The sequence below is a fragment of the Streptomyces sp. Root431 genome (assembly GCF_001426585.1).
GTDB lineage: Bacteria > Actinomycetota > Actinomycetes > Streptomycetales > Streptomycetaceae > Streptomyces > Streptomyces stackebrandtii.
Map to the genome: position 1 here is coordinate 470,146 of NZ_LMEI01000013.1, position 15,070 is coordinate 485,215.

General features: G+C 73.4%; 12 protein-coding genes. 6 read left to right on the forward strand and 6 right to left on the reverse strand.

Going from position 1 to position 15,070, the window contains the following annotated elements:
• Positions 1 to 161: 161 nt before the first annotated feature.
• The 6 genes from ASC82_RS27575 to ASC82_RS27600 all read left to right on the forward strand — a co-directional run bounded on the left by ASC82_RS27575 (position 162) and on the right by ASC82_RS27600 (position 7,873).
• Positions 162 to 1,826 (forward strand): protein kinase, encoded by a 1,665-nt coding sequence (locus ASC82_RS27575; protein ID WP_056653544.1) that lies wholly within the window; start codon positions 162 to 164, stop codon positions 1,824 to 1,826.
• A 120-nt stretch (positions 1,827 to 1,946) separates the two neighbouring features.
• Complete coding sequence (locus tag ASC82_RS30250; RefSeq protein ID WP_157863514.1) at positions 1,947 to 2,717, forward strand: hypothetical protein; 771 nt, start codon at positions 1,947 to 1,949, stop codon at positions 2,715 to 2,717.
• A 95-nt stretch (positions 2,718 to 2,812) separates the two neighbouring features.
• Positions 2,813 to 3,514 carry a PadR family transcriptional regulator gene (locus ASC82_RS27585; RefSeq protein WP_056653549.1) on the forward strand — a complete coding sequence of 234 codons (702 nt, stop codon included), beginning with the start codon at positions 2,813 to 2,815 and terminating at the stop codon, positions 3,512 to 3,514.
• Between the two features lie 98 nt (positions 3,515 to 3,612).
• Entirely contained in the window at positions 3,613 to 4,347 is a 735-nt protein-coding gene (locus ASC82_RS27590; protein ID WP_056653551.1) for an ABC transporter ATP-binding protein, read from the forward strand.
• Positions 4,344 to 7,214 carry an ABC transporter permease gene (locus ASC82_RS27595; RefSeq protein WP_056653555.1) on the forward strand — a complete coding sequence of 957 codons (2,871 nt, stop codon included), beginning with the start codon at positions 4,344 to 4,346 and terminating at the stop codon, positions 7,212 to 7,214. Before ASC82_RS27590 ends, ASC82_RS27595 begins: the two co-directional genes overlap by 4 nt.
• A 110-nt stretch (positions 7,215 to 7,324) precedes the next feature.
• The gene (locus ASC82_RS27600) at positions 7,325 to 7,873 is read left to right on the forward strand and encodes a bacterial proteasome activator family protein (protein ID WP_024760339.1); all 549 of its coding nucleotides are present in this window, start codon (positions 7,325 to 7,327) and stop codon (positions 7,871 to 7,873) included.
• A 174-nt stretch (positions 7,874 to 8,047) separates the two neighbouring features.
• Here ASC82_RS27600 and ASC82_RS27605 read toward each other — a convergent pair whose 3' ends face one another.
• The 6 genes from ASC82_RS27605 to ASC82_RS27630 all read right to left on the reverse strand — a co-directional run bounded on the left by ASC82_RS27605 (position 8,048) and on the right by ASC82_RS27630 (position 15,030).
• On the reverse strand, positions 8,048 to 9,034 hold the full coding sequence (locus ASC82_RS27605) for an NAD(P)H-quinone oxidoreductase (RefSeq protein ID WP_056653556.1): 987 nt from the start codon (positions 9,032 to 9,034) through the stop codon (positions 8,048 to 8,050).
• Between the two features lie 43 nt (positions 9,035 to 9,077).
• Complete coding sequence (locus tag ASC82_RS27610) at positions 9,078 to 10,163, reverse strand: potassium channel family protein (protein ID WP_079039516.1); 1,086 nt, start codon at positions 10,161 to 10,163, stop codon at positions 9,078 to 9,080.
• On the reverse strand, positions 10,160 to 11,737 hold the full coding sequence (locus ASC82_RS27615; RefSeq protein WP_079039517.1) for a molybdopterin molybdotransferase MoeA: 1,578 nt from the start codon (positions 11,735 to 11,737) through the stop codon (positions 10,160 to 10,162). Before ASC82_RS27615 ends, ASC82_RS27610 begins: the two co-directional genes overlap by 4 nt.
• Entirely contained in the window at positions 11,734 to 12,588 is an 855-nt protein-coding gene (locus ASC82_RS27620) for an NTP transferase domain-containing protein (protein WP_056653564.1), read from the reverse strand. Before ASC82_RS27620 ends, ASC82_RS27615 begins: the two co-directional genes overlap by 4 nt.
• Before the next feature lie 82 nt (positions 12,589 to 12,670).
• Positions 12,671 to 14,056 carry a dihydrolipoamide acetyltransferase family protein gene (locus tag ASC82_RS27625; protein WP_056653566.1) on the reverse strand — a complete coding sequence of 462 codons (1,386 nt, stop codon included), beginning with the start codon at positions 14,054 to 14,056 and terminating at the stop codon, positions 12,671 to 12,673.
• The gene (locus ASC82_RS27630; RefSeq protein ID WP_199862632.1) at positions 14,056 to 15,030 is read right to left on the reverse strand and encodes an alpha-ketoacid dehydrogenase subunit beta; all 975 of its coding nucleotides are present in this window, start codon (positions 15,028 to 15,030) and stop codon (positions 14,056 to 14,058) included. Before ASC82_RS27630 ends, ASC82_RS27625 begins: the two co-directional genes overlap by 1 nt.
• Positions 15,031 to 15,070 lie beyond the last annotated feature (40 nt).

Below are 15,070 nucleotides of genomic sequence, written 5' to 3' on the forward strand. Positions count from 1 at the left end.
CGACGGGTTTCCCCGGACACTTCGGGAACGCTTCGCGGGCCCGCCCTGTGCGGAGGGTCACGGAACGGGCACGCGGCTTGACGTGTCGGTGCCCTGGGGCAGACTTGCGCCAGGAAATTCCGGAATTCGACGCCGCCTCGCGCGCGTAGGGGGAAGCACAGATGAGCCAGGACGGCGCACAGGGCCGCTATGCGGGCGGTTCGGTAGCGGGCGGCCGGTACCAGCTGCGCGACCTCCTCGGTGAGGGCGGCATGGCGTCGGTGTACCTGGCCTACGACAGCGCACTCGACCGCCAGGTGGCGATCAAGACGCTGCACACCGAGCTCGGCCGGGAACAGTCGTTCCGCGAGCGCTTCCGCCGCGAGGCGCAGGCCGTCGCGAAGCTGTCCCACACGAACATCGTCTCGGTCTTCGACACCGGCGAGGACACCCTCGACGGCGCCGTCATGCCGTACATCGTCATGGAGTACGTGGAGGGGCAGCCGCTCGGCTCGGTCCTCGCCTCGGACGTGCAGCAGTACGGCGCGATGCCCGCCGACAAGGCGCTCAAGGTCACGGCCGACGTGCTGGCCGCCCTGGAGGTCAGCCACGAGATGGGCCTGGTCCACCGGGACATCAAGCCGGGCAACGTGATGACGACCAAGCGCGGCGTCGTCAAGGTCATGGACTTCGGCATCGCGCGCGCCATGCAGTCCGGCGTCACGTCGATGACGCAGACCGGCATGGTCGTCGGCACCCCCCAGTACCTCTCCCCCGAGCAGGCCCTCGGCCGCGCGGTGGACGCCCGTTCCGACCTCTATTCGGTCGGCATCATGCTCTTCCAGCTGCTGACGGGCCGTCTCCCCTTCGACGCCGACTCGCCGCTCGCCATCGCGTACGCGCACGTGCAGGAGGAGCCGGTCGCCCCGTCCACCGTCAACCGCGCGGTGACGCCGGCGATGGACGCGCTCGTCGCCCGGGCTCTGCGGAAGAACCCGAACGAGCGGTTCCCGAGCGCCGCGGCCATGCGCGACGAGTGCCTGCGAGTGCTCGCGGCCGGCCAGACCGGTGCCCCGATGATCGTCCAGGGTGGTCCGGTCAGCAGCGGCGCGGGCGTCGGCTCTGCGGTCTTCCCGCCGGTCGGCCAGACCCCGCCGCCGGCCCCGCACCCCGGCCCGCACGGCGTACAGCAGCCGTACCTGCCGCCGACGCCGCAGCCCGGTCCGTACGGCCCCGCGACGCCCGCGCCCGGCCCGTCGTACGGCTACCCGCAGCAGGCCCCGACGCCGGCGCCGATGTACCAGACCCCGGCCCCCGGCCCGTCGCCGTACGCCCCGGGCCCGATGCACACGCCGGCCCCCGCGCACGCTCCCGTGGCGACGGGCGGCGGCTCCCGGCGGAACACCCCGGTGCTGGTGGGCGCCGTCGTCGCCGCCCTCCTCGCGATCGGCGGCCTGATCTTCGTGCTCCAGAAGGAGGACCCGGACCCGAACGCCGGCGGCACGGGCGGCACCACCGGCGGCACGGAGCAGGCCGAGACGGCGAAGCCCGGCCACAAGGGACCCGACCTGACCAAGGTCATCGACGTGAAGAAGTGCACGCAGCCTTCGGAGTCGAGCGACGACCCCACCAAGTTCGAGGTCCCCAACTTCACGTACAAGAACATCGTGTCGGTGAAGGCCTGCCTCCAGGCGGCGGGCTGGAAGACCATGACCCAGACCCCCGTGGACGAGTCGACCTACGGCGAGGGCACGGTCCTGGAGCAGTACCCGCCGGCCGGTGAGGACATCACCGACGAGGACGCCGAGTTCACCTTCAAGATCTCGACGGGCAACCCGCCGCAGTAGGCGGTGGCGGGCCAGTAGTACGGACGGCCCGCCGGCCGCCCCCTCCCGGATGCCGGAAGTGTCCCGGCATGTGACGCTGAGTCGACACCTCGGCGGCTCGGTACGGGAGGGGGTCACCCGGTGACTCCAGCACTCCGCAGGGCACGGGCGCGGGCCCTCGGCCCCGCGCTCGCCTGCACGTTCGTCTGCGCGGCCGCCCTGTGTGCCGCGCCCCTCGCGTACGGGGCGGAGGCCCCCGGCGGTACGCGGACGGTCGCGCCGTCCACGCCCCCCGCACCGACCACCCCGTCCGGGCCCTCCGTGCCGTCCGGACCGACCGCCACGGTGGCGACACCCTCCTCCGCGACACCACTCGGCACCACGCTCCCCTCCACCCCCGCCTCCGGAACCGCCTCGCCCGGGCGAACGGTCAGCCCCGGCACGCCCGTCCCGCCGGCGCCCGCGCCGACCGGCACCGCGGCGCCCTCCCCCTCCGCGCCGAGCTCCCCGCCCACCGGCGCCCCCGCCTCCGACGCCCCCGCCCCCAGCGGCTCCGCCTCCCTCGCGGGCCGTCCGGCCGGCGAGGGCCACCCGCGGCCCGGCCGCTCCGAGACGACGCCGGCCGCCACGCCGAGCACCGCTCCTCCGTCGCCCGGCCCCTCTCGTACCAGGACTGCAACAGACTCCGCCGAGGACGAAGCCGTCGAGGAAGAGGTCGGAGAGGTACGCGAGGAGGACCCCGTTGCGAACGAGGTGCCGCCCGCGACCCGGCCCGCCGCCGCGCCCCGGATGGCCTCCGAGGCCGCGCCCACCCTCGTCGACCAGCGGATTCCCGTCCTCACCCTGGGCGTGGGGCTGGCCCTGATGGGGCTCGGGATCGGGTTCCTGGGGCTCCGCATGCGCCGCCGTTGAGCCGTACCGGCCGCTCGGGTCCCCCTTGAGTCGGACCCGGCCGTTCCCTCTCAGGACGGTTGTCCGGCAGCGCATACCCGGTATACATACTGAGTATGTCGATCCGCCATGGGCTCCTCGCCCTCCTCGAACGCGGACCCCGCTACGGCTCCCAGCTCCGTACGGAGTTCGAGTCCCGCACGGGCTCCACCTGGCCGCTCAACGTCGGCCAGGTCTATACGACCCTGAACCGTCTGGAGCGCGACGGCATGGTCGCGCAGGGGGGACAGGACGAGGCGGGGCACGCGCTCTACGCGATCACCGAGGCCGGCCTCGCCGAGCTCAGGACCTGGTTCGAGAAGCCCGTGGACCGCACCAGCCCCGCCCGTGACGAGCTGGCCATCAAGCTCGCCATGGCCGTGGGCGCGCCCTGCGTCGACATCCGCGACGTCATCCAGTCCCAGCGCCGGCACACCGTGAAGGCGATGCAGGACTACACCCGGCTCAAGGCCCAGGCGCTCGTCGCCGTCGAGAGCGGGGGCGCGCGAGAGCGGGACGACGTGGCCTGGCTGCTCGTCCTGGAGCAGCTGATCTTCCAGACCGAGGCCGAGGCGCGCTGGCTGGACCACTGCGAGGCCCGGCTGATCCGCCTGTCGACGACGATGCCGCCGGCTTCCCCGTCCGCGTCCGCGCCCGCTTCCGGATCCGCATCCCGATCCGCGTCGCCGTCGGCCGCTGATCCGGCCCCGGCCCCGGCTCCCGCCGCCCCGAACCCGATCACGACCACCCCGGCATCGACCTCGGGCGGGACGCGCTGACCGCACGGTCGCGCCCCACCCCGTACCGCTGCCGCACCACCTTCCACCGCTCGCTCCGTACCGGCCGACCGCCGCGTACGTCCAAGGGGGACCCCTCCATGTCCACACAGCAGCCCGTGCTGCAGCTCCAGAACCTGACCCGTGTCCACGGCTCGGGCGCCACCGAGGTGCACGCACTGCGCGGGATCGACCTCGCCGTGTACCCCGGCGAACTCGTCGCCGTCATGGGCCCGTCCGGCTCCGGAAAGTCCACGCTCCTCACCATCGCGGGCGGCCTGGACACCCCGAGCTCGGGCCGGGTGATCGTCGAGGACACCGACATCACCACCGCGACCGTCAAGCAGCTCGCCGCCCTCCGCCGCCGCAGCATCGGGTACGTCTTCCAGGACTACAACCTCATCCCGGCGCTCACCGCCGCCGAGAACGTCGCCCTGCCCCGCGAGCTCGACGGCACCTCCGCCCGCAAGGCCCGCGTCGAGGCCCTGGCCGCCCTGGAGGAGATGGGGCTCGGCCACCTCGCCGACCGCTTCCCCGACGAGATGTCCGGCGGCCAGCAGCAGCGCGTGGCCATCGCCCGCGCCCTCGTCGGCGACCGCCGTCTCGTCCTCGCCGACGAGCCGACCGGCGCCCTCGACTCCGAGACCGGCGAGTCCGTGCTCGCCCTGCTGCGCTCCCGCTGCGACGCCGGCGCCGCCGGTGTCCTGGTCACCCACGAGCCGCGCTTCGCCGCCTGGGCCGACCGCGTCGTGTTCCTGCGGGACGGCGCGATCGTCGACCAGACCGTGCGCAGCGAGGCCGACTCCCTCCTCTCGGGCCAGGTGGCGGAGGCGTGAAGACCTGGTTCCACTCCTGGCGGGCCGCGATCCGCATCGCCCGCCGTGACGCCTGGCGCTCCAAGGGCCGCAGCGCCCTCGTCCTCGCGATGATCGCCCTGCCGATCCTGGGTGTCAGCGCCCTCGATCTGACCTACCGCAGCTCCGAACTGTCCCCCGCCGAGCGGGCGGACAGATCGATGGGCACGGCCGACGGGATATTCCGGGACGCCGGGGCCGAGGGCGTGCCGATCCTCCAGGACCCGCTGGGCGAGATGCACACGCCGGCCAAGGACTACAAGGACCAGCCCTGGCCGAACGGCCCCACCGACGTCACCAAGGCGATCCCGGCGGGTTCCTCGGTCCTCACGGACCGCTCCGGGTCGGCGAAGCTGACCACGGCCCACGGTCTGCTCACGGGCGAGGTCCGTGAGCTGAAGGCGTCCGACCCGATCGCCCGCGGCATCACGACGCTCCTCTCGGGTCGTTTCCCGGAGAAGAGCGACGAGGTCATGGCGACCTCGCACTTCCTGGAGTCCAGCGGTCTGTCGATCGGCTCGACCCTTTCCGCCCGCAACTTCGACCGTACCTATCGGATCGTCGGCTCCTACGAACTTCCCGACGCGCTCGCCGTCGACCAGGTCAACGCGCTGCCGGGAGCCTTCCTCGCCCCGTACGCGAAGGCGGTCGAGAAGTCCGGTCTGCCCGCCCCCGACGCCTCCACCACGTATCTGGTGAAGAAGTCCGGTGGTTTCACGTGGAACACGGTCCAGCAGATCAACACCAAGGGTGTGGTCGTCACTTCGCGGGCTGTCCTCCTCGACCCACCGGCCGACTCCGAGGTGCCTCTGTACGCGAGGGAGGGCTGGGGAAATTACGACTCCAGCCCGGGGGCCGACGCCTCCGCGCTCGCCGCCGTCGCCACCGTCGTCGGCCTGGCGATGCTGGAGATCTGCCTCCTCGCCGGGCCCGCCTTCGCGGTCGGCGCCCGTCGCTCGCGCCGCCAGCTCGGTCTCGTCGGGGCCAACGGCGGTGCCCACAGCCACATCCGGGCCATCGTGCTGAGCGGCGGTCTCGTCATCGGCGTGGCCTCGGCCGTCGTCGGAACCGTCCTCGCCGTGATCCTCACGCTGGCGCTGCAGCCGGTCCTTGAGGACGTGATGAACCAGCGGTTCGGTGCCTTCGACATCCGGCCGCTCGAACTCCTCGGCATCGCGCTGATCGCCGTCCTGACCGGTCTGCTCGCCGCCATCGTCCCGGCGATCACGGCCTCCCGGCAGACCGTCCTCGCCTCGCTCACGGGCCGCCGCGGGGTCCGGCGCAGCAGCCGCGTCCTGCCCCTGGTCGGCCTCGCGGCCATCCTCTTGGGCGCCGCCACCGCGCTCTTCGGTTCGCTCGTCACCGAGGACTTCTTCATCGTGGCGGGCGGCTCGGCCATCGCCGAGCTGGGCGTCGTCGCCATGACCCCGGCCCTGGTGGGTCTCTTCGGCCGCACCGGGCGCTGGCTTCCGCTCTCGCCGCGGCTCGCGCTGCGGGACGCCGTCCGGAACCGGGGGCGTACGGCACCCGCCGTCGCCGCCGTCCTCGCCGCCGTCGCGGGCACGGTCGCCGTCTCCACCTTCATGGCCAGCAGCGAGGCCCAGCAGAGGGCCGAATACGAGGCACGGCTGCCGTACGGAGCGGTCTCCACCTTCATCACGGAGGAGGGCGGCCGGGACGTCCCCGCGGTACGCGAGGCGGTCCAGCGCTACCTCCCCGTCGACGTCCGCGCCGACGTCGAGCGGGTCTCGGTCGGCAAGCCCGGCTGCGACCCCTGGGGCCGTGCCTCGGGTTGTGGACGCTACGAGGTCGTGCTTCCCAAGGCGAACGAGTGCCCCCTGTACGCCACCTCCCTGCCCGGTGAAGGCGACCCCAGCGAGAAGTACACCCCCGAACAGCGGCGGAAGATGATCACCGAGGACTGGCGGTGCGACCAGTCCTCCGGCGGCGGCTGGATGTCCGTCGACGGCGGTCTGCTCGTCGGTGACGCGAAGGTCCTCCAGGTGCTCGGCGTCGACGACCCGGGCGCCGTGAAGGCCCTCGCCGAAGGAAAGATCGTCAGCTTCTCCCGGCCCCAGATCGACAAGAACGGCACCGTCGGGATCAAGCAGATCACCGATCTCGCCGCCGCCGACAAGGCCTCCGAGAAGGGTCTGCCCGCACCCGGGAAGGTCAGCTCCGTCCCCGCCTACCTGGTGCCCAAGGACCAGGAGTCCTACGGCGTCCAGTTCCTGATGACCCCGGCCACCGCGAAGGCCGCCGGACTCACGACCCTGCCGGCCGGCGCGTACTTCAGCACCGAGCGGATGCCGGACACCGAGCAGCGCCAGAAGCTCGACGGCGAGCTCGCCAAGCTCGGCAGCAACGCCGAGCTGCACGTCGAGGAGGGCTTCGTCAACGAGGACGGCCTCTTCCTCATCGCGCTGGCCGTCTTCGCGGGCCTCGTCACCATCGGTGCCGCGGGTATCGCCACCGGCCTCGCCCAGGCCGACGCCGAGGCCGACCTGAAGACGCTCGCCGCGGTCGGAGCCCCGCCCCGGGTCCGCCGTACGCTCAGCGGCTTCCAGTGCGGAGTCGTCGCGGCGATGGGCGTGATCCTCGGCTCTGCGGCCGGCGTACTGCCCGCGATCGGGCTCCGGCTCACCGAGGAACGCGAGGCGCTCAACTTCTACGAGCAGGCCATCGCGCGGGGCTGGGACAACGGCATGTCGGGCCCGCCGTACGTGCCGATCGTCATCCCCTGGGAGACGCTGGCCGGCCTCCTCGTCGCCGTACCGCTCGGCGCCGCGCTCCTCGCCGCTCTGGTGACCCGCTCGCGCGGTGCGCTGGCCCGGCGCGAGGCGACCTGACAGACCCGGCCACGGCCGTTCGTTGCCTTCCTGTGCCCCTGTACGAGGGTGGATCACTCTCGTACAGGGGCACACCGTGTGGTGAGGCATGTGTGCGAGAGAATGGCGGCATGGAGATGCCGAGGAATGACAGGTCGCAGGAGAGCCCCCAAGTCCTCATCGTGGGACAGGACGGAACGGCGCTCGGCGGCACTCAGGGTGACGACGAATCCCGCGAGGTCCCGGTGACGGAAATGGTCGAGCAGCCCGCGAAGGTCATGCGGATCGGCAGCATGATCAAGCAGCTCCTGGAGGAAGTACGGGCGGCCCCTCTCGACGAGGCCAGCCGCGTCAGGCTCAAGAACATCCACGCCAGCTCCGTCAAGGAGCTGGAGGACGGGCTCGCACCCGAGCTCGTCGAGGAACTGGAGCGGCTCTCCCTGCCGTTCACGGACGAGGCGGTCCCCTCCGAGGCGGAACTGCGGATCGCGCAGGCCCAGTTGGTGGGGTGGCTGGAGGGCCTCTTCCACGGCATCCAGACCGCGCTGTTCGCCCAGCAGATGGCGGCCCGCGCCCAGTTGGAGCAGATGCGCCGGGCGCTGCCGCCGGGCGCTTCGCACGATGATGACGACGACGACCGCGGCCACGGCCACGCCGTCCGCTCGGGCCCGTACCTGTAGGCCTGAGGACGTACGCGAGGAGGGGCCCGGCACATCTCGTGTGCCGGGCCCCTCTTTCACGTTCTACGGATCAGCCCTGTGGCCATGTCCTACGGATCAGCCTTGCGGCCATGTCCTGCGGATCAGCCTTGTAGCCATGTCCTGCGGATCAGCCCTGTGGCCATGTCCTACGCATCAGCCTTGCGGCGCCAGCAGCAGCACCTTGCCGACGTGGTCGCCGGACTCCAGCACCCGGTGCGCCTCGGCGGCCTCCGGCATCGGCACCGTACGGTCGACGACCGGCCGGACCGTACCCGCGCCGATCAGCGGCCAGACGTGCTCGCGGACCGCGGCGACGATCGCCGCCTTCTCCTGCGGCGGACGGGAGCGCAGCGTGGTCGCCATGACCGCCGCGCGCTTGGCGAGCAGCGCCCCCAGGTTCAGCTCGCCCTTCACGCCGCCCTGCAGCCCGATGATCACCAGCCGGCCGTTGACGGCCAGTGCCTTCACGTTCCGTTCCAGGTACTTGGCGCCCATGATGTCCAGGATGACGTCCGCGCCGGCCCCGTCCGTCGCCTTGTGCAGCTCCTCGACGAAGTCCTGCTCGCGGTAGTCGATGAGGACGTCCGCGCCCAGTTCGGCGCAGCGGGCCAGCTTCCCCGGGCTGCCGGCCGTGACCGCGACCCGCGCGCCGACCGCCTTCGCGAGCTGGATCGCCATCGTGCCGATCCCGCTCGCCCCGCCGTGCACGAGCAGCGTCTCGCCGGGACGCAGATGGGCGATCATGAAGATGTTCGACCAGACCGTGCAGGCGACCTCGGGGAGCGCCGCGGCCGTGGCCAGGTCGATGCCCTCCGGCACCGGCAGGAGCTGGCCGACCGGGACGACGACCTTCTCGGCGTAACCGCCGCCGACGAGCAGCGCGCAGACCTCGTCGCCGACGGACCAGCCGGACACCCTCGGCCCGAGCGCCGTGATCCGCCCCGAGCACTCCAGACCGGGGTACGGAGAGCTGCCCGGCGGCGGGTCGTAGAAGCCCTGGCGCTGGAGCAGATCGGCGCGGTTGACGGCGCCGGCCACCACCTCGACGAGGACTTCGCCCTCGCCGGGCACGGGATCGGGCACCTCGGCCCAGACGAGCGCCTCGGGACCACCGGGTTCCGGAATCGTGATCGCATGCATGGCGGCGAGGCTACTCCGGCGGTCGGTGCTCAGTCCCGCACGATCAGTCCTGCGGCGGCGTCGTGAGCGGGGTCACCGGCGCGGCGCGCACGATGGTGATCACCCGGTCGGTGGGCAGAAGCGGGCTGGCGGCCTTGTCGTCATAACCCAGCAGCCGGTGGCCGCGGAGCACGCTGACCACCAGGTCCTCGGTCTCCCGCACGCTCTTGCCGACCTCGGCCTTGGTCACCGGACGCTCGACGAGGTCCAGGCCGGAGCCCTGCTGGATGAGGTCCTCCATCACCGTGCCGGCGCTGGGGCTCAGCACGGAGAGGCCGAGCAGCCGGCCCGCGGCGGAGGCGCTGGTGATGACCGCGTCCGCGCCGGACTGGCGCAGCAGCGGCGCGTTCTCCTCCTCGCGGACCGCGGCGACGATCTTCGCGCCCCGGTTGAGCTGGCGGGCGGTGAGGGTGACCAGGACGGCCGTGTCGTCGCGCTGGGTGGCGATGACGATCTGCCGGGCCCGCTGCACCTCGGCCCTGAGCAGCACGTCGCTGCGCGTGGCGTCGCCGACGACACCGACGAAGCCGTCCGCGTTCGCCGTCTCGATCACCTTGTTGGACGGGTCGACGATGACGATCTGTTCCTTGCGGAGACCGGTCGCGCAGAGGGTCTGGATCGCGGACCGCCCCTTCGTGCCGAAGCCGACGATGACGGTGTGGTCGCGCAAGGTGGACCTCCAGCGATTCAGCCGGAACTCCTCCCGGGTCCTCTCCGTGAGGACCTCCAGGGTGGTGCCGACCAGGATGATCAGAAACAGCACGCGCAGGGGCGTGACCAGCAGGATGTTGGCGAGCCGCGCCGTGTCGCTGTACGGGACGATGTCGCCGTACCCGGTGGTGGAGAGCGTCACGGTCGCGTAGTAGACGCAGTCGAGGAAGTCGAGCGTCTCGTTGGCGTTGTCGTGGTACCCATCGCGGTCGACGTAGACGATGAGCACCGTCAGGAGCAGCACGCCGAACGCCATGAGCAGCCGCTTGCCGACCTGGCGCAGCGGCTTCTCGACGACCCGGCGGGGCAGCCGGATCTGAGGACCCGAGATCCGCTCGTCCGCCTGGCGGGCCATCACGTCACGGCTGGGAAGTTTCACGTGAAACACGCTCCTTGGGCCGGGGCGTCCCCCGCCACCGTCGGCCAGGGCAGGCCGAGGATCTCCAGTGCCTGGCCCGGTCGGGCACCGCCGGGCGGGACGACGGCCAGGCCGTCGGCGGCGGCGATGCCACGGAGCATGGCCGGTCCGTTGTAGTGCAGCGGGACGGCCCGGTCGGCGCGGCGGACGACCGGGACGAGCCGTGTGTCGTGGGGGTGCCCCTGGATCTCGTCCTGGACCGGCACTCCGGGGGTGTGGTGCGGCTCCCGGGGAGCTCCCGCGAGGGCGGCGAGCAGCGGCTCGGCGAGGGTGAGGAGACCGGAGACCGCCGCGAGCGGGTTACCGGGGAGCCCGACGAGGTGGCGGGGTTCCGTGCCGCCCGCGAGCCGGGCGAGGAGCATGGGGTGGCCGGGGCGGACCTTCACCCCGTCGACGAGGAGGGTGGCGCCAGCCGCGTCGAGCACACGGTGCAGATGGTCGACCGGCCCGGCGGCGGTCCCGCCGGTGGTGATCAGCAGGTCGGCGGTGGACCCGGTGACGGCCGCGTACAGCTCCTCGGCGTCGTCGCCGATCCGTCGGGTTGCGAGGACCTCGGCCCCGAGTGCCTCCAGCCAGGGGCCGAGCATCGGTCCGAGGGCATCACGGATGAGTCCCGCGTGGGGGAGGCCCGTCGTGAGCAGCTCGTCGCCGAGGACCAGGATCTCCACGCGGGGGCGGGCGAGGACGGGAAGCGCGTCGTAGCCGGCGGCCGCGGCGAGACCGAGGACGGCGGGGGTCACGACGGAGCCCGCGGGGAGCAACTCGTCTCCGGAGCGGCACTCCTGGCCCCGGGGGCGGATGTCCTGCCCGGGGCGCACCTCGCGCAGGGCGTGCAGGAACGGGCCGGCCGCCGCGGGGGCATGCTCGGGCTGCTCGGGGCTCTCGGGCCGCGCTGAGTGCTCTGCGCGCTCCGAGTGCTCGGACTGCTCTGCGTGCTCGGATCGGACGACCGCGGTGGTCCCGGTCGGGACGCGGGCGCCGGTGGCGATGCGTACGGCCTCGCCGTCGGCCAGTACGGCCGCGGGGGCGTGGCCCGCGAGGACGGCGCCCTCTTCGCGGACCGTCCAGGGGCCCGTCCCCGCGACGGCCCAGCCGTCCATGGCGGAGGTGTCGAAGGAGGGCAGGTCGGTGAGGGCCAGGAGCGGCCCCGCGAGCACCCGGCCGAGCGCCGCGTTGAGCGGCACGGCCAGCGGCCCGCGCGCGGCCTGCCCGGCGCGACCGGCCTGGCCGGCGGGCCCGTCGTGCCCGGCGTGCCCGTCGTGACTCGCCTGCCCGTCGCGACTCGCCTGCCCGGCGGGCCCGTCGTGCCCGGCGTGCCCGTCGTGACTCGCCTGCCCGTCGTGACTCGCCTGCCCGTCGTGACTCGCCTGCCCGTCGTGACTCGCCTGCCCGGCCTGGCCGGCGCGGGCTGCGGCACCGGCTTCGGCGGCGGTGCTCCGCGCCGCGGGCCAGGCGGTGGCACGGTGCGGCTGCTCGGCCGCCTGCGGGCGGGTCGCGGTGTCGGGGGCCACGAGAGCGGACTGCTTGAGGGTCATCCGGCCTCGTTTTGTTCGGCTGCCCAGCGCTTGGCGAGCTCCGCCGCCTTGCGGGCCGCCTCGGCGACCGCCTCGGGGCCGCCCTCGGTGCCCGCGCGCGCCGCCGCGTAACCGACCAGGAAGGTGGTCAGGGGCGCGGCGGGGCGGGCCACTCCGTGGGCGGCGTCACGGGCCAGGTCGAGCAGCACGCCGGTGTCGACGTCCAGCTCGATGCCCAGTTCGTCCTTGACTGCGGTGATCCATTCGTCCAGCACGGTCCCATGCTCCCTGATGCGGGCCCGGGCCGCGGCAATGTCCTCCCAGGTGTCGCAGTCGAAGGAGGCGAGGGACCCGGCGGCGACCCGGGTGAGGCTCAGCCCCTCCGTGAGGCGCCGCAACGGCAGGTGGGCCAGACCGCCATGATCGTGCGTGAGCCGGGTCAGCTCGCGTACCAGCGGTGCGGTCCGGTACGCGGCGACGAGCGGCTGGTCCCGGCCGTCGCCGTCGGTGAGGAAGGCCGCCTCCGCCTCGGGTGCCTCGGCGAGCGCCGCCAGGAGCCGCCGGACGGTGTCCCGGTCGAGGAAGGGCAGGTCGGCGGAGAGGACGAGGAGAATCCCGGCGTCCGTCTCGCGCACCCCGGCGTCGACGGCGGGGAGCGGGCCCCCGCCGGGCGGTTCCTCCCTGGTCCAGCGGACGGGGCGGACGGTCGGGCGCGGGTCCCCGACGACCACGGTCCGGCCGGCGTCGGGGCAGGCCGCGAGCACCCTGTCGAGGAGCGTCCGGCCCCCGACCCGTACCCCGGGCTTGTCGGAGCCGCCGAGGCGCCTGGCGGCGCCCCCGGCGAGCACGACGGCGTCGTATGCGGTGGTCACCCCAGCAGTATGGGCCGCCGGGCACCGCGGCCGTCCGGCCCGTCCCACCAAGAGAGACGGGCCGGGCCGGAGCGCCCGGTCGTCAGACCGTGCGGAGCAGGACCGCGGGCTGCTCGACGCAGTCCGCCACGTACCGCAGGAAGCCGCCCGCCGTGCCGCCGTCGCAGACGCGGTGGTCGAAGGTGAGCGAGAGCTGCACCACCTGACGGACGGCCAGTTCGCCCTGGTGGACCCAGGGCTTGGGGATGATCCGGCCGACGCCGAGCATCGCGGCCTCGGGGTGGTTGATGATCGGCGTCGAGCCGTCGACCCCGAACACCCCGTAGTTGTTCAGGGTGAACGTGCCGCCCGTCAGATCGGCCGGTGTGAGCGTGCCCTGTCGGGCCGACTCCGTGAGCCGGGCGAACTCCGCCGTGAGCGACTCGGCCGTCCGCGTCCCCGCGTCCCTGACCACCGGGACGACCAGGCCGCGCGGGGTCTGGGCGGCGAAGCCGAGGTGTACGGCCGGCAGCCGCACGATCTCCCGGGCGGCCGTGTCCACCGTGGAGTTGAGCTCGGGGAACCGGTCCAGGGCGTGGGCGCAGATCCGGGCGAGGAGCGCGAGCAGCGAGATCTTCGGCCCGCCCGCCGTGTTCATGGCCCGCCGGGCCGCCATCAGCTCGGTCGCGTCGGCGTCGACCCAGCAGGTCGCGTCCGGGATCTCCGTACGGCTGCGCGAGAGCTTGTCCGCCACCGCGCCACGGAGCCCGCGCAGCGGAATCCGCTCCCCGGCCGCCGCGACAGAGGTCGCCGCGGGGCTCGCGGCGGGCGTGGAGCCGGGCGCAGGGGCGGCGACCGGCCGCTCCAGGGCCGCGAGGGCGAGCTCCACGTCGGCCCGCAGGATCAGCCCCTCGGGCCCCGATCCGCGCACCTCCCGCAGGTCGAGCCCTCGGTCCCGGGCCAGCTTCCGCACGAGCGGCGAGATGACGGGCACCGGCCCGGCGGACGCCGGAACCGCTGCTGCCACGGCCACGGGCGCCGGAGCGGCGGCCGGGGCCTTGGGGGCCGTCGGAGCCGGGGCGGCCGTCGGGCTCGTGTGCTTCACCCGTCGGCGGCGGGCGGCGGGCCCCGCCGTGCCGTAGCCGACGAGCACGTTGCCCGAGTACTCAGAGGAGACGGCGGACTCGGCCGCCGTGGGGGCGGCTTCCGGAGCCGCCTCGGCGAGCTCCTCCGGCGCACCCGTGCCCCCGACCGCGACCGTCAGGAGCGGCGCGCCGACGGGCAGTTCGGTGCCCTCCTCGCCGTACCGGGCGGTGACGACGCCGCCGTACGGGCAGGGCACCTCGACCATGGCCTTGGCCGTCTCGACCTCGACGACCGGCTGGTCGATCGCGACGACGTCGCCGACGGCGACGAGCCAGCGGACGATCTCGGCCTCGGTGAGTCCCTCGCCGAGGTCGGGCAGCTTGAATTCGAGCACCTGGGCCATCAGCTCTGCGCCTCCCACTGCAGCCGCGCCACCGCGTCCAGGATCCGGTCCACGCCGGGCAGATGGTGCCGCTCCAGCATGGGCGGCGGGTACGGGATGTCGAAGCCCGCGACCCGCAGCACCGGCGCCTCCAGATGGTGGAAGCAGCGCTCGGTCACCCGCGCGGCGATCTCCGCGCCGGGGCCGGCGAAACCGTTCGACTCGTGGACCACGACCGCGCGGCCGGTGCGCCGCACCGACTCGCAGACCGTCTCGTCGTCGAAGGGCACGAGCGAGCGCAGGTCGACGACCTCCAGGTCCCAGCCCTCGGCCTGGGCGGCCTCCGCCGCCTCCAGACAGACCGGCACCGACGGGCCGTAGGTGATCAGGGTGGCGCCGGTGCCCCGACGCCGTACGACCGCCTTGCCGATCGGCTCGACGGGCGCGGGCGCCTCGGGCGACCAGTCGGACTTCGACCAGTACAGCCGCTTGGGCTCCAGGAAGACCACCGGGTCGTCGGAGGCGATGGCCGCGCGCAGCAGCCCGTAGGCGTCCTCGACGGTCGCCGGGGTGACGACGTGCAGGCCCGGGGTGGCCATGTAGTAGGCCTCGGAGGAGTCGCTGTGGTGCTCGACCCCGCCGATCCCGCCGCCGTACGGGACGCGGATGACGAGCGGCATCGGCATCGCGCCGCGCGTGCGGTTCCGCATCTTCGCCACATGCGAGATCAGCTGCTCGAACGCCGGGTACGCGAAGGCGTCGAACTGCATCTCGACGACCGGCCGCAGGCCGTACATGGCCATGCCGACGGCCGCGCCGAGGATGCCCGCCTCGGCCAGCGGGGTGTCGGTGCAGCGGTCCTCGCCGAACTCCTTGGCGAGCCCGTCGGTGACCCGGAAGACGCCGCCGAGCGTGCCGACGTCCTCGCCCATCACGTGGACGGTCGGGTCCTCGGCCATCGCGTCGCGCATGGCGCGCTGGAGCGCCTGCGCCATCGTCGCGGGCTTGGGCTTCCCGGCGGCCTTGGCTCCCTTG